Annotated in this window: 13 protein-coding genes; 6 read left to right on the top strand and 7 right to left on the bottom strand. The window is 36.2% G+C overall.

All coding sequences use genetic code 11. From position 1 onward, the window contains the following. Positions 1-447: 447 nt before the first annotated feature. Positions 448-1,893: a hypothetical protein gene (locus ACQKOG_RS18235; RefSeq protein WP_370079629.1), complete on the top strand. Its 1,446-nt coding sequence runs from the start codon at positions 448-450 to the stop codon at positions 1,891-1,893. Positions 1,894-2,271: 378 nt separating this feature from the next. Here the strand turns inward: ACQKOG_RS18235 and ACQKOG_RS18240 are convergent, their stop codons facing one another. Together ACQKOG_RS18240 and ACQKOG_RS18245 are read right to left on the bottom strand one after the other, a co-directional pair. Then, complete coding sequence (locus tag ACQKOG_RS18240; RefSeq protein WP_370079631.1) at positions 2,272-3,456, bottom strand: CaiB/BaiF CoA transferase family protein; 1,185 nt, start codon at positions 3,454-3,456, stop codon at positions 2,272-2,274. A gap of 446 nt (positions 3,457-3,902) precedes the next feature. Beyond that, the gene (locus tag ACQKOG_RS18245; protein WP_427447792.1) at positions 3,903-4,814 is read right to left on the bottom strand and encodes a CAP-associated domain-containing protein; all 912 of its coding nucleotides are present in this window, start codon (positions 4,812-4,814) and stop codon (positions 3,903-3,905) included. Positions 4,815-5,044: 230 nt separating this feature from the next. Between ACQKOG_RS18245 and ACQKOG_RS18250 the strand changes: the two genes are divergently transcribed. The 3 genes from ACQKOG_RS18250 (at position 5,045) to ACQKOG_RS18260 (ending at position 12,060) form a co-directional block, all read left to right on the top strand. Continuing rightward, positions 5,045-5,329: a hypothetical protein gene (locus ACQKOG_RS18250; RefSeq protein WP_427447794.1), complete on the top strand. Its 285-nt coding sequence runs from the start codon at positions 5,045-5,047 to the stop codon at positions 5,327-5,329. A gap of 82 nt (positions 5,330-5,411) precedes the next feature. Continuing rightward, positions 5,412-6,998 carry a diguanylate cyclase gene (locus ACQKOG_RS18255; RefSeq protein WP_370079635.1) on the top strand — a complete coding sequence of 529 codons (1,587 nt, stop codon included), beginning with the start codon at positions 5,412-5,414 and terminating at the stop codon, positions 6,996-6,998. A gap of 652 nt (positions 6,999-7,650) precedes the next feature. Next, positions 7,651-12,060 carry an S-layer homology domain-containing protein gene (locus tag ACQKOG_RS18260; RefSeq protein WP_427447796.1) on the top strand — a complete coding sequence of 1,470 codons (4,410 nt, stop codon included), beginning with the start codon at positions 7,651-7,653 and terminating at the stop codon, positions 12,058-12,060. 66 nt (positions 12,061-12,126) lie between these two features. Here the strand turns inward: ACQKOG_RS18260 and ACQKOG_RS18265 are convergent, their stop codons facing one another. From ACQKOG_RS18265 to ACQKOG_RS18285, 5 genes are all read right to left on the bottom strand, one after another. Continuing rightward, positions 12,127-12,906, bottom strand: coding sequence for an SDR family NAD(P)-dependent oxidoreductase (locus ACQKOG_RS18265; RefSeq protein WP_370079639.1), 780 nt, complete (start codon positions 12,904-12,906; stop codon positions 12,127-12,129). Between the two features lie 55 nt (positions 12,907-12,961). Then, a complete protein-coding gene (locus tag ACQKOG_RS18270) occupies positions 12,962-14,248 on the bottom strand; it encodes an MFS transporter (RefSeq protein ID WP_427447799.1) in 1,287 nt (428 codons plus the stop codon). 298 nt (positions 14,249-14,546) lie between these two features. After that, positions 14,547-15,602 (bottom strand): alcohol dehydrogenase catalytic domain-containing protein, encoded by a 1,056-nt coding sequence (locus ACQKOG_RS18275; protein ID WP_370079696.1) that lies wholly within the window; start codon positions 15,600-15,602, stop codon positions 14,547-14,549. 80 nt (positions 15,603-15,682) lie between these two features. After that, complete coding sequence (gene aldA, locus ACQKOG_RS18280; protein ID WP_370079643.1) at positions 15,683-17,131, bottom strand: aldehyde dehydrogenase; 1,449 nt, start codon at positions 17,129-17,131, stop codon at positions 15,683-15,685. A 71-nt stretch (positions 17,132-17,202) separates the two neighbouring features. Then, complete coding sequence (locus ACQKOG_RS18285) at positions 17,203-17,892, bottom strand: class II aldolase/adducin family protein (protein ID WP_370079645.1); 690 nt, start codon at positions 17,890-17,892, stop codon at positions 17,203-17,205. A 160-nt stretch (positions 17,893-18,052) separates the two neighbouring features. Here ACQKOG_RS18285 and ACQKOG_RS18290 point away from each other — a divergent pair, with 160 nt between their 5' ends. Together ACQKOG_RS18290 and ACQKOG_RS18295 are read left to right on the top strand one after the other, a co-directional pair. Beyond that, positions 18,053-19,477 (top strand): rhamnulokinase, encoded by a 1,425-nt coding sequence (locus ACQKOG_RS18290; protein ID WP_427447801.1) that lies wholly within the window; start codon positions 18,053-18,055, stop codon positions 19,475-19,477. 494 nt (positions 19,478-19,971) lie between these two features. Further along, entirely contained in the window at positions 19,972-20,727 is a 756-nt protein-coding gene (locus tag ACQKOG_RS18295; RefSeq protein ID WP_370079649.1) for a DeoR/GlpR family DNA-binding transcription regulator, read from the top strand. The last annotated feature ends 358 nt before the right edge of the window (positions 20,728-21,085 follow it).

Here is a 21,085-nt window from a genome sequence, read left to right on the forward strand (position 1 = left end):
TGCTTTTTCTCGATTGTATTGGTGAATGATGTATAGCTTTTTTAGTTGTGCGTACTATGGCGCTAGCTTTGGGTTGGCGTAGGCAATGAGCTATTTGTGACAATACGTATGGGCTACCAACTTATGAGTGATTGTCCAAAGGGCTCATTTGCTGCTCTCCTTTTAAACAGCAAATTTAATCTTTCCCATCTTGAGGTATTTGACCTTTAGATGGCTTTTTTTATGCGTTGTAGTTAAAGTTTTCGATTTTACGCGAATATTTTTGTTGTCATTTCTTTTATCCATATCACGATTTCTTTAGCATATGTTGGATAAGATTTGTTATATTGAAGAAAGAGTGATTAAACTTTTAGGCAAGTATTTTACATGATAGGGGAAGATCTTTGTTGGTTGAATTTGATGGGGGGCTCCAGTAGCATGCTGTTGGATTGTGATGAGCGGTTATTCATGACATATAAACAAAGTGGTGAAAAGGGTGCTGAAAAGTTACTTTCAAAATGGTTAGAAGCAGAGATTGATTCACCAGTAGACCCGAAAATTCTAGGTACTGCACTTTCACCGAGTTTATTTTTAGTGAATGAGGAAACAGCGATGAATATTGCGTTTTCAACTGCACGAAAATATTGGGGTCGTGTAACGACAGATATGCAAACTTTTTTTAATAACCATGGTTTGGATACTAAATTTGTTAATGAACGTCTCAATGCCTTTTTTTATACGCAAAAAGGCAAGGAGACCTTTTTTGAGCAGCTTTTTGCACAGCATACAATGGACTTAGAGCGATTAATCTGGCTAATTTTCGGGAAACGAATGCAAATTACAATGCCAGTTAACGAACTACAAACTATATTTTTATATAAATTTGAAAATGAATATTTTGTGCATATGATTTATAAAGAAGAAGCCCAATTTTGGCATTGGCTTTTCATAAAAAAAGTTTATTCACTATTTATCCACAAACCATTAGAACAATTCACATTTATCCATGAAATGATGGGGCATATTGAGCAATCTACAAGAAAAACTTGTGTACATGTGGATAACTTTGTGAATAATTATAGAGAAACTCTTGATAAGTGTATAACTTATGTGGATAACCGTAATTCTACTTGCTTGGCTAAAAAACAGTTACATCTTTATCAAATTGTAACGTACTATCGTTTATCGCAAGGGGATTATCGTTGTGTTAAAGCGCTAATTACTTCCTTTGAAGCGGATTGGCGTTATTCAATGTATGCACTGACAGAGAAAGAAAAAGTTCTCATTGCCTATCTTCTGTTTCATATAGCACATCAGGAGCAGAATCCTGAAACTGTTATTCACTACGGAGAGTATTTATTAGAAGATGAACGACTTAATAATTACGCGATAGAGATTTTGTTGGAGTATAAGGACTTATTGCCGAATCGTAAGCCAACACCTCCGGCCATTATTAAAAATTATGAACTTAATTTTTTAGAAAACTTGTATGCAGTATTGCTTGATCATTATGTAAAAATGGGGCGTTATCAAGAAGGGCTCCTGCTTTTAAAGGAACATGTACTAGCATCCAATAAAAAAATACATGCCTCTTTAGTACAGGGGAACTATAGTAATGAGCAATTTATTGCGATTGAGGCATCAGTTCAGCAGGATATTGCTCTCCATGTGAATAACTCATTACAGCATATTGGCTTGTCTGTGGAAGAATGGCGCCGACATTATCGTCAGCTAGAAACGCCTTGCTATTTGGTAGCACAGAGCGCATCCTTGCATATGCTCAATATTTTAAAAGTTTTATTTGTGACGGAACAGTATGAGCTGTTTGAAAAATTAATGGAAATTTATAAAAAATATTTACTTATTGATGACCATTTTGAAAAGCTACGAGTCTTTATAAGTGCATATGTTTAACTTACTCCAGCGGGTGTACAAACATCCGTACCTGTCGCTACGCTTTCGGCACAAAAAACATCCGCTAAAATAGAGGAACTCAGTCTAAGAACGCCACGTCCTGTGGCAATTTATCTGTACGAAAGCAGTAGCAACATGGTTTTATCTGTGCGAAAGCGAAGCGACAGCAACACGGTTTTATCTGTGCGAAAGCGAAGCGACAGCAACACGGTTTTATCTGTGCGAAAGCGAAGCGACAGCAACAACAACAACAACAGCACACGACTGAGTGACCAACATCTTGCCGAGGCATAATTGATTAGAAATAAAAAAAGTGTCTAATGTGTTTTTTTTATAACATTAGACACCTTTTTTATTTCGTGTAGTTGGCCTACGATATTATTCTAAAACCCCTTTGTCCTTTAAGTCAGCAATTTGCTCGACACTATAGCCAAGTGAAGACAACACTTCTTCATTATGCTCTCCAAGCTTTGCACCGACATGCTTGTACTGAGGCTTAACACCGTCAAACTTAAAAGCAGATGCAATTTGTTTTTGCGTAGTACCGTCGCTTTTGGGAATATCAACAATCATATCACGAGCCCTAAGCTGAGGATGCTCGCATGCTTCTGGGAAAGTTAATACTGGTTCGACACATCCCTCGAAATCCTCGTTAAATACTTCAAGCCATTCTTCGTAAGTCTTCGATAAAAATGCATCATGGACAGCTTCTTTAAAACGAATTTGTGTGTAGTATGAATCATTAAAAGTATTATCAATGAGCTCAGGAATATCAAGCGCTTCACAGAGTAATCTGCGGAATTGAGGCTCAAGACTTCCTACCGAGAAAAATCGGCCGTCCTTTGTTTTGTAAAAGTCATAGTAGCTACCACCATTTAAAATTTCTTGCTCAGGCTGAGGTACACGACCACCGCCAATATAGGCAGATCCATACATAGCATTGAGTGAAAATACAGCATCGGTCATGCTTATATCAATATATTGTCCTTCACCTGTTTTTTCACGATGTAAAGCAGCAGCGAGTACTCCGATTGCTGAATGCATCGTGCCCCCAGCCATATCAGCAAGCTGAATACCCATTGAGACAGGTTTTTTATCTTTATGACGTGAATAATCAAGTATGCCTGCTAATGATAAATAGTTATTGTCATGTCCCGGCCGATTGCTATATGGTCCAGTTTGTCCATAGCCTGTAATAGCACAATAAATAACCTTAGGATTTACTTCTTTTAGAGCTTCATAGCCGATGCCAAGTCGTTGCATGACACCAGGCCGAAATCCTTCGATAATTATGTCGTACTCTTTCACGAGTGACTTAACAATTTCTATAGCTTCAGGCGATTTTAAATTTAATGTTAATGACTTTTTAGAACGATTCAAATGTTGATGAATATACGCCTCATGATCATCGTCGTAAGGAGGCATAATACGTGTTAAATCTACGCGCTTTGATGATTCAACGTGAATAACTTCGGCACCAAGATCAGCAAATATCATTGTCGCCATTGGTCCCGGTAGTAATGCAGAAAAATCGAGAATTTTTAACCCCTTTAAAATACCCAAATCTCCCAACCCCTTTTTGTGTAGGCTACATTGTATTCAAGAATGCATTGTAGCGCTTTTCTCATAATCCCCATTTTGTGAAAAGCATGTATCACCTCTGTATTAATACAGGGTGGTTATAAATTATCAGTATTATAACAGAAGAATTGATGGCTTGACTATGTTAAATTTTATTATAAAATATTTAGTTGAAAAATCATATGTCAGAATAACAATAAAAGTAAAAAAATTCAGAATGTATGGATATCTCCATAATAAGGGGGAGTTTTCATTCTAAAATCATACGTTTTAATAAATTTCACTTTCATTTTTTGGAATTGGAGAGAATGGAAAATCTTTATCAAATTTCAGACTGCGATAAAGTTAAAAAAATCTCTATGCAATAGATTTCTGCATAGAGATTTTTGTGTATATTGGTCATCGTCAATCAACTTCAATCATTCAAATTACTTCGAATAAAAGTTAACTGTATAATAGGGTGCACCGTTATCCTTAAAGCAGACACCGACAAAAATATGTGTAAATTCTTTTCTTAAAATATTTATACGATGTCCTTTTGAATTCATCAATGCTTCGTGGGCAAATATACTATTGGGTTGACCTTGTGCTATATTTTCGCCATACCAATAGTGATTAACTCTACCAGCAGTGAGGCGGTCATTGGAATGATTACCCTTATGATCTTCATGACTAAAAAATTGGTGTGTAATCATATTGCTACTATGCTGCCGTGCAATAGGGTTACATCTTTTATCATAAATGAGTGGTTGCAATCCTTCTATAACCCGCTCATGGTTAATAAGATCAACCATTAAATCTTCAAGTCCTGTTCGTAGTTCATTGGAAGGTTTACCATAATAACCATATTTACTTACTTCAGTTTTGGCATTAATCCAAATAATAGAACGAACAATATTGTTTTTGTGTAAATCATAGAAAAAAGTAACATAGTGATCAGCTATCAAATAGGTCCCGTGTGTAGTATTACCGTCGCAATCATTGTAATCGAGCAAATAGCCTGTATTTTGATAGTGAATAGCTCTAAGTGGAAGACCGTATTTTCTATTCACATCTATTCGATTAGCACCGATAGGAATACCAAATACGCTATGCCCAGTGCGTGTTTCATATCCTCCGACCTCGTTGGAATTATGCCTTCCTACGAGGGAAAATTGGGAGTAGTCCATCTCTACTCGGTGCCATTTCATTTTATATTCACTTTGAAAGCTGGATAGTGACAAAGTTTTTTGTGTATTTGTTATTTTTGTACGAGCTGACTTATTTGAATGGAGAGCAGTATTCGTCCATAGAGCCATACTAAAACCAACCATTATTGGAGCTACTTTACGTAACAACATATTTAAACCCTCTTCTAATAATAAATTTATAATGAAAATCTATCAAAATAATAAAAGTTCTATAGATATAAAATACTATATTTTTGTCTCGTTAACGATGCTAAAATCCTGGAACTTTCCCTACTATATGGCTTGCCATCTAAACGTGGGTTGATTTCCGTTCCGGTTGGGCGCTTTGTTGTTGCCGTCGCTACGCTTTCACACAGAGCAAAGCTTCCTGGGGGCGTCTGATGAGCCGGTTGGGCCAACAGATGTTTTTTGTGCGAAAGCGTAGTGCTAACGAAGCGACAGCAACAGCACCGATGTTGGTCACGAAGGCGTTATCACAGAACGTGATGGTTTTAGCCTTCGTTCCTCAATTTGCTGATCCCCAAGGAGTCGCCCAGCCGACACTCCAATCAACTTATATACAAGGTAAATTTTTCTCTCGAATTTTTATGCTGAGTCTACTATATTGCTTTTGTTATAAGAGGGCCATGAAAGTACTATTTTTACAAATACTTTTCTCTCATTAAAAGAAATTTTCTTAATAAGGAATTTTTTTGTGTTTTAATAGAATAATAGAGGAAATTATAAACTAGGGGTAAAAGATAGAAAATGAAGCCAAATCAAATAAAGTTAAAGTATTTAATCATGGGTGTTGCCATGGCTGCTTTTTTCTTAACAGGAATCGGTAGTATTTGGAATGGTTACCGTATGAATGTTGACTCGATTAAAGAAAATACGCTTGAAACGAATCGAGTATATGCACAAAAATTAGCAACAACCGCAAGTTCCTATCTTGAAGAAGCTTTTCAGACTTTAGGATATAGTGCCAGTACGATAAAGACGAAAATGTATGATAAAAATGCATTGATTCAGGAAACTGAGCGTTTGAAAAAGCAAAATAACATGTTTAACTCTGTACTTATTACAAATGCAGAAGGTCATGTATTATCTATTTCACCACCATCTGAGGAGGTTCAAGGTAAAGTATTAACTTCAGTTGGAGCGAAAGAGGCTTTATCTAAAAGGGAACCTCTTGTCTCGAAGCCTTATAAGGGAATTACAGGGCGTCTCCTTATTTTTATATCGTATCCTATATTTTCAGGGACAAATGAATATTTAGGAATGGTAGCTGGGACAATTTATTTAAAGGAACGAAATGTTTTTAATGAATTACTCGGAGAGCATTATTATCATGATGGTTCATATGTGTACGTAGTTGATTCAGATGGGCGCGTTATCTATCATCAGGACCCAAGTCGGATCAATGATAGCGTTATTGATAATGAAGTTGTTCAAGCAGTGGTTTCTGGAAAAAGCGGGGCTCAGCAAGTAAAGAATACTAAAGGAGTTGAAATGCTTGCGGGTTATAGCGCTGTACCTTTAGCAAGCTGGGGAGTAGTTGCTCAAAGACCGTTAAAGGTAGCATTGGCTCCTTCATTTGATAGAGTGCAGGATGTAGCTATAAAATCCATTCCGCTTATGCTAATTTCGGTTTTTATTGTCCTTTGGATGGCAGCACGTATAGCTAATCCCTTACAGCAATTAGCTACTTTAACAGAGGAGAGCATGGAATCGAAAAATGTAGAAGGCTTGAAATCTGTACGTAGTTGGTATTTTGAAGCGCACTATCTAAAAAGTGCACTCATTCGGAGTTTAACATTTTTACAGGGCCAGGTGTCCTATTTTAAAGATCAATCTACAACAGATCCGTTAACGGGTGTAACTAATCGTCGCACAATGGATGCGATGCTAGCTGAGTGGCTTGAGAACGATTTGCCACATGCCCTAATTTTACTTGATTTAGACCATTTTAAAAGTGTCAATGATACGTATGGGCATGCAGTAGGTGATAAGGTATTACAATTTTTAGCTCAAAATATGAAAGCAGTCGCTCGTGAGGGAGATGTTTGCTGTCGATACGGTGGTGAGGAATTTGTGATGTTATTGCCAACCACTACTGCTGAGGAAGCGGCACAGGTGGCTGAACAACTCCGCGATATGTTGGCACATACTACAAGTCCTTGTGGTCGCCCAGTTACATTATCAGCAGGAGTTGCAGTGTATCCACAAATGGCTGACACGACAGAAAAGTTAATTGAAGCAGCGGACGATGCGCTGTATCTTGCAAAACAAGCTGGACGGAATAGAGTCATGGTAGCAGAGCAAGAAAATAAATTAAAAAATGTTTTAAAATAAGCATACATTTCTAATTTTTGGGGTACATGATTAATGGAACGATCATTTGGGCAAGCTACTTTTAAGTCATTCCCTATATGACTTGTATTTCCTGTTCAAATGATACGTAAACTCGGGACACATCTCTCGATCGACTTGACAAGATGTAAGGTTATCCCCCTTTCCCTTATGACATCGCAAGTACGACTAGATGTACGCCTATATATCGTTAAGGCCAAGTAAGCACCGATGCTCCTTGGCTTTTTTATATGGGGATAAAAACTGAAATTGTTCCGATAAAACGAGAAATTATTCCGATAAAAGCCAAAATTGTTCCGATAAAATGATATTTTGTTCCGATAAATCTTCAAAGTATACATATAAAAATGAATTCATCACAATAACGTTCCGACCGAGTCGCTTCGTTGTTGCTGTCGCTTCGCTTTCGCACAGAAAACATCCGCTGCGCTCCAGGGTCTAATATCCCCAATGAGTCGCCTAGTCTTCACTCCTAACTTTGATAACAAACTTTTTATTACCGATTTTTGTTAACGATTTTCTTCCAGAATTTTAGAATTATCTATGAAGGTTCACTATATACCTGTCGATATAAAGGGTATGATGAAAATGATATTTTGAACGTATCAAATACATAGATGAAAGGAAGAGTGGAATGGATAAAACAAAAGTCCAAAAAGTGAATAAAGCACTTATAGCAACTGTGTTTGCTACTAGTGGGATTGCTGTTGTAGTGCCACCACCACAAAAAGCAGCTGCTGCGGCTAATTCACCATTCACGGATATTGACCAATATTCAAGCCATTACGACAATATTTTAAAATTATACTCACAAGGTGCGATTAGTGGGTATGCAGATAAAACCTTTCGGCCAGATCAAAATGTAACACGTGGTCAAGCAGCAAAAATGCTGGCAACTGTTTTAAACTTAGATTTAAAAAATGTACAAGATCCATACTTTAAAGATGTCCCAAAAAGCAGTGAATACTACAAGTATATAGCCGCATTACAAAATGCAGGAATCATGGGTGGATATTCAAATGGTACATTTATGCCTAATGAAGTAATTACGCGTGGGCAATTAGCGAAAATTTTAGTGCTTGGCTTTAAGTTTGAAGTAGCATCTAATTACAACCATAGTTTCAAAGATGTAACTAGCCAAACAAGCAACGCTATTTATATTCAAACTTTAGTAGATTTAAAGATTACAGAAGGGACAACACCTGTCACTTTCTCACCATATAATGCGGTAACACGTGGACAAATTGCATCCTTTATTGTGCGTTCACAAGAGAAAAAGGGCAATGCCACATCTTTTAAAATTACAGGTGTTGAAGACGATTATGTCTACATAAATGGTGAGCCTTACTCAGTACCGAAAAGTCTCTCGGATATTTTTAACGAAGATAATGCCGCGGTATTAAAAGGTGCACTTATTGAAGGGGATCTTTCAGGCAAAACCATTCGCTCTGTTTCGAAGCTAACATTGAACGCTAGCGGGACAAGCTCAAGATTTCTAGAGTTTGATGGTAATCATGGGTCCTTTGGTGCGACAATCGTTGTCAATGGGAACTATATTGAATTTTCAAATGTTACATTGACTGGTACAATGCTTGTTAATGAAACAGTACGTCCACCTTTACAATTAGGCGTTTCCTACTATAAGCCATTATCGCTTGGCCCTATAGCAAGCACAAATACGGCATTTATCAATTGGTCTAATCCAGATAATCCAACTGATGAAGGCTCGTCCTCGTCCAATAACGGTCCGACAACAGATCTTCAAAATTGGACAGATCAGAATTCCGACAAGAATCCTGATAAAAACAAACCATTTGTGAACTGGTCTAAAGATAAAGTGACGATGAAAAATGTTGAAAAACATATTGAATTTTATAACAGCACTGTATCACGCCTAGTTGTCTCTCAAAGTGGTACAAAAATCGAAACAAATATGAAGCTACCACGTGTAGACATCATCGGGACTGTTCGTGAATTTGAGATTCAAGGAAATATCGGTACACTAAACCTTGATACAGAAACGAAGCTGACAATTTACGGAGACGGCAACATCGACTGGATTAACTACAATAGCTATACAGATTTAGAGCTATATCTAGATGGTCGTGTAGGTGTTCTGTATGTTGATAATGTATACGGTTGGGTTGATATTGGAGATTACACGTATATTGACAAAGTGATTATACCGAAGGGCGAGGGACCGAATAATATCTTCGACGACTTCTTAGAGGATAAAGATAATATTGGCAATATTGTAGATGAAGACGGTAAACCAGTCGATAAAGACGATATCGATAATCAAAAACCGGCTGATAAAACAAAACCTTTAATCGACATTACGAATGTAACAGTTCTAAATGGTAGTGATGTTCAGGTAGACTTCACTTCAGATAAAGTTGGAACTTACTACTATATTGTTCGTGAAAAAGACGCTGAAGCACCAACGAAAAAAGAAATGGTGAATCGTATTTCTACTGACAATGCGGCAAATGGAACAGGCGCAGCGGTGAATGGCAAAAACACTATTAAAATCACTAATTTAGGTGAGAAAAAAGAATATGTCGTTTATGTGATGGTTGTTGACGGGGCGAAAAATGTTTCGGATATTAAATCACAATCATTCCAAATGAAAGATGGAACACCGCCAGTTGTTAAATCTTTAACAGTTACACCTTTACACGGTGGTAAACGTGCAGAGTTTACATTTACAGCGAGTGAACCAGGGGACTATTACTACTATGTACGTAAAAAGACAACTGCAGCTGACCCAACAACAGCAGATATTGTTGCTAAACCAACAGGTAAGGGCAAGGCAGTCGCAGGGAAACTTGGAATTACTGAAATTCTAACAGGCTTAGAAGCTGAAACAGAGTATCAACTTTATGTAGTGATGAAGGATGATTCAGGCAACTATTCAAAAGATCCTGCTGCAGTGAAGGAATTTAAAACGGACTTACTTGATAATATCAATCCATACGTTGAAAAGACAAAGCTTGAACCTGCTGGAAAGGAAAATCAATTCTACATTTATTTAAATGAAGCATTAGATCCTGAAAGCGCACGAAATGTAAATAACTATGATTTATCAGGAACAGTTATCGTCAATACGACAGGACAGAATAAAATTAAACCTTCTGCTGTAGAGTATAAAGAAGGCGATAAGAAAGTATTATTAACAATCCCATCTGAAACAGGTTTTGTCTATGGTGATACATTACGTGTAACCGTATTACCAGGTGTTAAGGACTTAGCAGACAATGAATTTGAAAATGCCAATACTGTTGAACCTGGTAAAAATGTTCGAAACTATGCAGAATACTTACATGAAAAACTTGATATGCCTGTTATTAAGATTGAAAATGTAATTAATAAACCAGACGAATCTGATAATTTTAAACGAGTTGAAGTTGAATTCAAGCCAAATAAGGCTGGTACGTATTATTATATGGTTTTACCTGATACTGTCGTAGACGCGGGAGAAACAAAAACGTTTAAGCAATATCTAGACGATAAAGGCATTACAGAACGTGATTTTGTTAATGAATTTGCATCTAATCCAGCGCTAAAATCAGGCTACTTCCAAATAGGTGGAAAAGATATTTATATTGAAATTGGCTCTGGTCCGGCAGATTTAGAGGAACCTACAAAGAAATTCCCAATTACTATTTCCAAAGACAAGCTTAATCCATTTTCAAGCTATTCTGTTTATATGGTATTAAAGGATCGTGGCGGAGAGATTTCGAAAATAACGTCGAAAGAAATTATTGGTGACACGAAAGCACCGTTAATTTCTCGTTTAGAAGTGAAGTCTGGGACTGCAAAAGAAGGTCCTGATGATACGAAAGCTACTGTAAGTTTCAGTACAGATGAGACAACAAAGCTTCATTATTGGTTCGTACCTAAGAAAAAAGCTGACGGAACAGATAATCCAGATGCAAATTTAACTATTGACACGGCAGCAGAAAGAAAAACATTAGAAGACAAACTTAAAGCAAGTCCTTCAGTCACAAAAAGTGGAAAAGGCGAGTCAGGAACTTTAGATATGACAGGAGTTACTTTAACACCACATACTGAATATGTTGTTTATTTAGGCGCAGAGGATACGTATGGTAACTTTACTGTTTATAAAGCCAATACAACCGGAGACAATCATGATGAAACGAATACTGGTTGGATGAGACAAGATTTCTATTCCGATGGCACACCGCCACGTTTTGAAATGACAGTCGATAAAGAAAAGAAAAAAAATATTGTCTATCGTAATCCAGATAGTACATTTACGATTTCATTCAGTGAAGCTATCATGCGTGATGAAAAAGGCGATTCTTCAATAAAAGATCTAAGTTTATTAACAATTACTGACGAGTCCGGTCAAGATATAACTTCACAATATCAGTTTGTTAAGTATACACAAGGTGAAAAAACAACTAATGAAAGCCAGTTAATTATTAAACCAACTGCCTCAGGTACGGCGGATAAAACATTTACCGTTAAGATGAAAGATGAAGCACGTGATTTCATTTTCAATGATAAAGGTAATAAGTTTGATTTAGCTGACTTCGGTAAGTATGTATATCAAGGTAAAGATGCATATAACACGATGAGTTATGCTAACTTAACAGGAAATATTGGCGGCGTACCATCAGAATATAATTCAACAACAATGGATGTTTCTATAAATATTCTGACACTGCTTGAATTAAACCAAGAATATTTCTATGCGGTTACTGCTGCGAATAAAACAACATTAGATCCACAATTAATATTAGATAGTGTTAAAAACAATAAACCAGCCGATAATGGAATATTATCATTTGGTAAAGGATCAGTAAAAAAAGCAGCAGATGGTAGTGCAATTTTACCTCTTGTAGCTAATCCATCAACTGATCCAGCGATTAAGAATGTGTTTAAAACGGGTCAAAGAGTATTCTTATTCACAAAAGATCAATATGGAAATATTGTTTGGGCTTATCAAAAAGAGACAAATGGTACAGGCCATACCCCACAACAATATGTGGAAATTCAGTATTCACCTAAACCATAAAAAAGAGGAAAAGCTAGAGAATTCTTATGTTGAATTCCCTAGCTTTTTTTCATCAAATATTAACAACTACAAAGCAGTATACCCACCATCCACAGTAAACACGCCTCCTGTAACAAAAGAAGAAGCCTCTGAAGCTAGGTATAACGCTATTCCACCTAATTCATCTGGTGTCCCAGGTCTGCTCATAGGGGTTAGGTTCATCCAAGTATCAATCATGTCTCCACCTTGTTCAAAATAGGGCTTTGTCAGCTCTGTTTTCATGTATCCTGGAGCAATTGTATTCACTTTTATATGATGCTTTGCCCATTCCATTGCTAAACTTTTCGTAAGCATAATCACACCGGCTTTTGATGCGTTATAAGAAGATTGGCATTGTGGAGTATTAGCAATGATGCCAGACATAGAGGAGATATTCACGATAGATCCTCGTTTTTGGTCAATCATTACTTTGCCAACAGCTTTTGATACTAGAAAAACTCCATTTAAATTGATATTGATTACTTTATTCCAATTTTCAAATGACATCTCTTCGGCTTTTTCATGAATTGTGATGCCAGCGTTATTGAATAGAACATCAATTTTACCGAAATGGTCCATTACCTTGGTTACCATATCATTGACTTGCTTTTCATTGGTTACATCCATTTTGATCGCAAGAGCGTCTATTCCTTCATTACGCATGAATTGATCAGCTGTTTTCTGAGCTGCCTCCAGATTTACATCTGCTATGACGATATGCGAGCCGGCTTGTGCTAAAGCAAGAGCCATTGCTTTTCCTAATCCCATAGCACCTCCAGTCACAATAGAAACCTTATCTTTAAGACTAAATCTATTTAAAATACTCATTATTTACACTCCTTATTTGATGTTACCGCTTTCATAAATAGGGATACATCTAAATTTAATGTGCAATTTCGATTGTTTGACTGTCATCTGTAGATGATTTGCCGATGTTTTGATCAACCTTCATGAAGAATGTCAGTATAAAGCCAACTATATATAATATAGTAAGTGTCCATATAGCCCCTTCAACACCAGCGATCGGCACAATTGCTGTTACAATTGCTGGTCCAACAAAGTTACTTAAACCTGCTGATAAATTGTGCATGGACACTGCTGCACCTTTATGAGATGGTTCCAGTGTTGGGAAAATAGCCGACATTGGTACGAACGCAGCAATGGCAAATCCAAAGAATATAGCTACAAATAAGCCAACCCAAATATTTGGTCCATAGGATATTGGTAAATAGTAAAAAATTAATGTAGCGATAGCCATACCTATACAGCCAAACCATCTTACTTGTCTAACCCATCCAAGTTTACCTCCAAGAATACCCCACATTAAGTTTGTGAAAATCGTTGTTGCATAGACAGCTCCCCAAATGCGTAGCCATTCGGACATCGTAAATCCGATTTGCTCTGTAAAAACAATTGGTAGTATAACGACAAAACCAAAGAGGGAGATTTGGTTAATAATACGTACAGCTGAAGCTATTACGATTTGTGGGTTTTTCGCGATTGTAATCCCTCTTAGTAATTCTCGAAGTGGTCCTTCATTTGTCGTATTTTGCTTATAACTATTAAAGTCATCTTTTATTAAAAACATCGCCATCAAGCCACCAATGGCAATAAAGAGAATTGCCGACCATAATGTACCCATAAACCCGATTGCAGGAATTGAAAAGCTTGGCAAGTATGTACCAAAAACTCCTACCCCCACAGAATACATACACCAAAACCAACCCATTGCAGAAGCTAATCTTTGTTTTGGAGCGGCATATGCAATCCAAACTACAAAGCCGTAAATAAACATCGGATAGGCAATTCCTCGTATTCCATACATGATTAGCATCATAGAATAGTTTTTTGGTTCAAGGCCTAATGTTAAAAAGCCAATATGGAAAATAATCCAAAGTACAAAACCGATGATCATAGTACGACGTGGCCCAGTTATTTCTGCCAATACTCCTGAAAGCCAAGAAGCTATGGCAACAGTGAGTCCATATACTGTAAAGACTAATGAGGCTTGTTGAGTAGAAAACCCTAAATCAACTATATATTTTGATAAAAACGCTTGTTCAATTCCATCGCCTGTCATAAAGAACGCAATAGCAATATATCCCCAAATTAATGCAATTGGTAAACCAAAAATTTGCTTTGAAGGAGATGCAGTTAAGCTGTGATTCATAATGTTTCCTCCTTAATCCTTTTTATCATTACGCTTTGACATTATTGCCTTACAGTTTTGAATGTGCTAAAAACCTACAAAGTGTAGGGGAGTCAGCTATTTGTTCAGACAGATTAATTACCCTCGTGACCAGAAGACATGGCATTCTAGTTTACTAAATATTATTTAGCCATCTATATAATGGCCGACATTCTGCAACAAAGAGCATGTGCTAAATTGCAAACTTCGAAGTGCTTTTTAAGAGGGTTCCTAATTCTTTTTGGTCAAACATTTTATTTGAATAAGAAACCTTTTTTATCTACGGTATTAAAATAACCTTTAAAGAGCCGTCTCCGCTTTTTACCATTTCAAAGCCTTTCTTAAACTCTTCTAGAGGAAGTTTATGAGTAACTACCCCCTCGGTAGGGAGTGCACCAGATGCAATTCCATTAATAACATTTGGATAACAGTAAGGTCCTAAGTGTGCACCTAAAATATCAAGCTCTTTACGATCGCCTATAATACTCCAATCGACGGTTACCGGACTTGAAAATACACTGAACTCCACAAAGCGCCCAAGCTTCCGGATGGCATGTAAGCCCTGAATAACACTAGTGGGTGCACCAGTTGCTTCTATATAAACATCACATCCATAACCCTCTGTCATATTTTTAATTTCCTCCACTACATTGACCTTTGAAGGGTTGAGAACAATATCTGCCCCAAATTGTTTGGCAAGTTCCAATCGATCATCTCGTATATCTAAAACTACTAATGTACCAGGACTTCGTAGTTTCGCAGCTGCTACCATTCCTAGTCCAAGCGTTCCAGCACCTGAGATGACAACAAAATCTCCTATTTGAATATTACCTCGATTTACTGCATGCATAGAACAAGCATAAGGTTCAATTAGAATAGCTTTTTCAATAGGTAAATCATGAGGAACTTTATGGTTAATAGCATTTACCGGAAATTTCATATATTCGGCCATTCCACCATTCACATTGAACTGAAAACCGTATATATCATGCTTTTCGCACATCCAGTATTGACCACGTTTACAATATCGACAAGTATTACAAGGTACAATTTGTTCTGAAATAAGGCGGTCTCCAATAGAAAATTCTGTCACGCCATGACCAATCTTGACAACCGTTCCTACAAATTCATGGCCTGGGATGACTGGAGTTTTTACATAACTAGGTTGACCATCTTCTCCTCCCCAAAACATTGGTGCTCCATCCCAAGCCTTTACATCGCCTGCACAAATACCACAGGCTTCTACTTTAATCAGGACTTCACCTGCTTCCGGAGATGGTACATCCACAGTTTCAAGTAAATATTCGCCGGGACCATGGCATACAACCGCTTTCATTTTACTAGCTACATTTAACACGAATTATCCTCCTTTATAGTTATCTGTATTTTCTGAAAACTAAACATCTACAGCTATATTTAAAGGTTACTTTGTAGATAGACAACATGGGTTTGCAAATATTCTTCTAGACCATGTCTTCCATCGGCACCACCGATACCTGACTTTTTCCATCCAGCATGGAAACCTTGTATAGCTTCAAAATTTTCACGATTAACATACGTTTCTCCAAACTCTAATTCCTTACTTGCACGTATTGTTACATCTAAGTTTTGGGTGAAAATAGAGGATGTTAGACCGTACTCACAATCATTTGCTAATTCAAGTGCTTCATCTAAGTCATTGAAAGTAGCAATCGGAAGTACAGGACCGAAAATTTCCTGACGCATAATTTCCATTTCATTATTTACATTTACAAGTACTGTTGGATCATAAAAATAACCTTTTTCCTTGGAAGAGCGATTACCACCTGTTAAAATAGTTGCGCCTTTAGCAACTGCTTCCTGTACCATCTTCTCTACCGATTCAAGTGCCTCTTTACTAGAAAGGGGTCCCATATCAATCTCTTTTTTAATTAATGGATCTCCATAGGTTACCTCGGACATTGCCTTTGTTACCTTTGTAATAAAATCGTCTGCAATGTCTTTATGAACATAAACACGTTCTGTGCAGTTGCATACTTGTCCTGTATTAATGATACGAGAGGCGACAATTGAACGGACTGCTAAATCTATATCCGCATCATCCATTACGATAGCTGGAGCTTTTCCTCCTAACTCTAAGGAAACCTTTGTAATATTTTCTGCCGCTGCCCGCATAACAGCGGCACCAGCATTGTAGCTTCCCGTTAAACTAATCATTCCTACCTTTGAACTGCCAGCCAACTCTTGTCCAAGGGTCGTTCCGTTACCCGTTACGATATTGATAACTCCTTTAGGCAAGCCTACTTTATCAATGATTTTTGCAAACTCTAGTGCATTGTTAGGGGATAAATTACTTGGTTTTAGCACAATGGTATTACCTGTGATTAAAGCAGGTGCTGCTTTACGAGCAATTAAGAAAAATGGGAAATTCCATGGTAAAATACCAGCTATAACACCGATCGGTTCTTTATGAATAAAAATTTGCTCATTTGGTCGATCACTTTGTATGATTTCTCCTTCATAGCGTCTTGCCCAACCTGCCATATAATCAATATAGTCAGCAGTAAAGTTAACTTCTGTTTCAGCAAGGGAAAGAGTCTTTCCCATTTCCTCTGATATTGTGCGTGCTAAGATCGGAATATTTTCACGTATTTCTTTAGAAATTGCTTGTAAGTACTTTCCTCTCTCAACGGAAGGAAGTTTTGCCCAATCTTTTTGAGCCTTTTCAGCAGAATGAATTGCTAGTTGTACATCCTCCACAGTCCCTTTAGGAACCTCTGAAATAATCTCTTCTGTTGCTGGATTAATGACTTGTGTTTGCTCACCTGAGCTAGAACTAACAAATTGCCCATTAATGTACATTTGATACTTTCTTATAGTTGCCATGATTTTTACATCTCCCCACTAATGTATTTTAAAAAATAACATCTTATTAAATTTGATAACTTAATAAGATGTTATTCATGTACCCCTAAATCAGGAAAACGACCAGGAACTTTGAATTTTTCCTCACGTAATTGAACCAATGTAGCTACTTGTTCTTTCGTTAATTCCTTTGGTTCTCCGATTACTGAAGTTAGATAAAGAAGCTTCGCATAAAATTCCATGGACTCCATCTTGAAATACGCGCTCATTAAATCAATCCCACAAGTTAGTGCACCATGGTTAGCTAATAAAATGGCATCATGATTTTGAAGATAAGGAACGATTGAATTAGGTAATTCTTCAGTGGAGGGCGTCCCATATTCTGCTATAGGAACCTCTCCTAAGAAAATAGTCGATTCTGGCATTATTTGTTTTTTAAGCGGCATGCCACAAATAGCAAAGGCAGTGGCATATAAGGGATGAGCATGGATAACTGATGTTACATCGGGACGTTCCTTATAAACACGTAAATGCATCTTAATTTCTGAGGATGGCTTTGTGTTTAATAGATTGTCCTCAATTACCTCTCCTTGACTATTAATCTTGCATATCATATCGGGGGTCATAAACCCTTTAGAAACTCCTGTCGGGGTGCATAAGAAAGAATTTTCTGAAATTTTAACGGAAATGTTTCCATCATTTGCAGCCCCCATGTCTTTCGTATACATTCTTTTCCCTATATCGCATATTTGCTCTTTCAATACTTGCTCTGAAATATTCATTAAAAATCTCTCCTTACTAATTTCAAATCTTAGCTTAGATTCTATGTCTTTAATTCTTCTTTGTCAACATAAACAAAAATGAATTTCTTTATTAATGTCTGTTTATGTTGTTTTTGAGATAGAGTGTGGAGTAAAATGAAATAGGGATGGTGAGATTACGATGACTAAATACAGAAAATGCCTAGCTTTTGATTTTGGTGCATCAAGCGGAAGACTAATAGCGGGGGTTTATGATGGGGATAAGGTCATTTTAGAAGAGGTTTATCGTTTTAAAAATGAACCAGTTACAATAGAAAATCATTTACATTGGAATCTTGAACTTTTGTATAAACACATACTAATGGGGTTAGAAGTGGCTTCAAAGGATAAGGTGGAATTTGATAGTATCGGAATTGATACTTGGGGAGTTGATTATTGTCTTTTAGATAAAGAAGGAAAACCTATGCATTGGCCATTCCATTATCGGGATACTAGGACAGATGGTATCTCTTCACAATTGCCAATTCAATTTGAAGAATTCTATTCTAAAACGGGCATACAATTTTTACCCTTTAATACAGTTTATCAACTATTCGCTGGATTCCGAGATAACCCAGATCTAAATCAACAGGCAAAACACTTATTATTTATGCCTGATTTATTTAATCATTTTTTAACAGGAAACAAAAAGACGGAATATACAATTGCATCAACTAGTCAACTATTGAATGTAGAGAGTAAGCAATGGGATTTTGACATCATTAAGCGATTAGGATTTTCTAAACACCTTTTTCAGGAAATCATTTTTCCTGGCGAGATTTACGGAATGTTAGATAAAAAACATATGAAAAAAATTGGTATGAGTAATTCAGTTCCGGTTATCTCAGTAGGAAGTCATGATACTGCTAGTGCTGTTGCTGGAATACCTTTAGAACATGAAGATAGTGCATATTTAATTTGTGGATCTTGGTCATTATTAGGACTTGAAATTCAAAATCCTATAGTTAATGAACAATCTTTGAAAGAGTCTTTCAGCAATGAGGGTGGGGTATTAAATACTATCAGATTTCTTAAAAATATTAATGGTATGTTTTTATTGCAACAATTAAAAAAGCACTATAATGAAATGTTTACAAGAAAAATAGATTTTGTTGATATTATTAATGCTGCAAAATTATCGAATAAAAACTTTTATATTAACCCAAATCATGCTTTATTCTTATCACCAGATAATGTTTTGGAGTCTATTAATGCCTATTGCATTTCTACAAAACAAGGCAAACCCGATAATCTAGGTGAGTGGGCAATTGCGATCTATAACGGATTAACAAATGAATTTAAAAATCAATTACGTAACCTTGAGAGTATTACTGGTAAAAAGATAAAGCAGATTCATATGGTTGGAGGCGGTATTCAAGACGAATTATTATGCCAAATGGCTGCCAATGTGACAAGCAAGAAAGTAGTAGCTGGTCCCGTTGAATCTAGTGTTCTAGGAAATATTATGATTCAACTATATGCTTTAGGAGAGGTCTCAACTCTTTCAGAAATAAGACAGGTCATAAAAAGGTCTGTTTCTTTAAAAGTATACGAACCACAATCTTGAAGGTTGTAAATAGTCACCGTTCTTAGCATATTTCCTCTAAATCAAGTAGCATCCAATCTGCTTGACTTCGTATGGAGATTCACTTTCTCTAACAAAAATATCTACGGAAGAATGAAAATTGAATAGTTTAAAGAGAAGACACTATGAAAAAAGCGAAAACTCACGTATCGTTATTGTTACTAGGTAATAACACGATAAGGAGTTTTCGCTTTGATCTTGTCATTTTTATAATCGATACTACTGCTACTAATTTTTGTGATTATTTTTTTTTCTAAGTACAATGTTATACAAGGCGAAAACCATCATATGTACTGTGAAATAATTTTATTACTTCCCAGAGAATGGGCGATAGCACTTATAAATCTGATTGATTTTTTATCAGTTTTCTTATGAGGTGATACTAATATCAAAACGAGGATATTTCCTCTGTTCTTGCTTGGGAATTATCGTCTCGATTTTAGAAGGGGAAAATAAAAGGAAGATGGGGATTTATTATGTTACCAAAAGAACGATTGCAAAAAATAATAGATTTAATCCAAATTGAAAAGAAAGTTTATGTCTCTGAACTAAGCCAGAAATTTTCAGTTACAGAAGAAACCATTCGAAGAGATCTTGAAAAATTAGATAAAAAGGGAATTGTATCAAGAACTTATGGAGGGGCTGTAATAAACCGGAACAGCTCAGAGGATTTACCTTTTAATACAAGGACATCTCTTAATATAGAATTGAAAAAATCAATAGTTTCGAAAATACATCATCTGATTAAAAATGGCGATAAATTAATGGTTGACCCTAGTTCAACAACTTTTGAATTGGTCAAAGCATTGTATGATAAACAAGATTTAACGTTAATCACTAATTCCATAAAAATATTAAATGAATTTAGCGATTCGCACTTTCAAATTATTTCAACAGGGGGAGAATTACGAAAAAAATCACTTTCCTTAGTTGGACCTGCTGCAGAAGCTACTGTTAATAGATATTTTGCAGATATTCATGTATTTAGCTGCAAGGGGATATCGCTAGAACATGGTATTATGGAATCTAATGAGCCAGAAGCGGAATTAAAAAAAATAATGCTTAAAAATTCTAAGGTCAATCTCTTACTAGTAGATCACACTAAATTTGATAAAGCAGCATTTTTAAAGCTATTTGATTTTAGTGATATCGATGTTCTTGTAACAGATAAAAAACCATCCGCTGAATGGATAGAGAGACTGAAAGCAAATAATGTACAGCTAATTTATTGAATCACTAATATTGATTAAATAAAACGAATTCTATCATCAATCCAGATGTGAGAAGTAAGACTTCATAGTAAGTCATCATCAAAAGTTAATGTTCTTTAATTTTGGAGTGCCTGCTCAGCTTGCCATTTTTTCAATAAAGAGCTGGCCGAATAATTTATAGAATTACTAATAAAACATACAGTACCCAAAAGAGACGTCTCAATTGAGATGTCTCTTTTTATGTTTAGAAGAAAATAAAATCCGTTATACCGCATTATTATCCGTCTATTGGTAGAGAAGTAGGACTAAAAAAATTAAGATAACTATATTTCTAAATGAGAAAAATTATCAAAAAGGAGATCTTAGATAAACATATTAA

The sequence above is a fragment of the Lysinibacillus sp. NPDC093216 genome (genome assembly GCF_050280325.1).
In the GTDB taxonomy this organism is placed as follows: domain Bacteria; phylum Bacillota; class Bacilli; order Bacillales_A; family Planococcaceae; genus Lysinibacillus.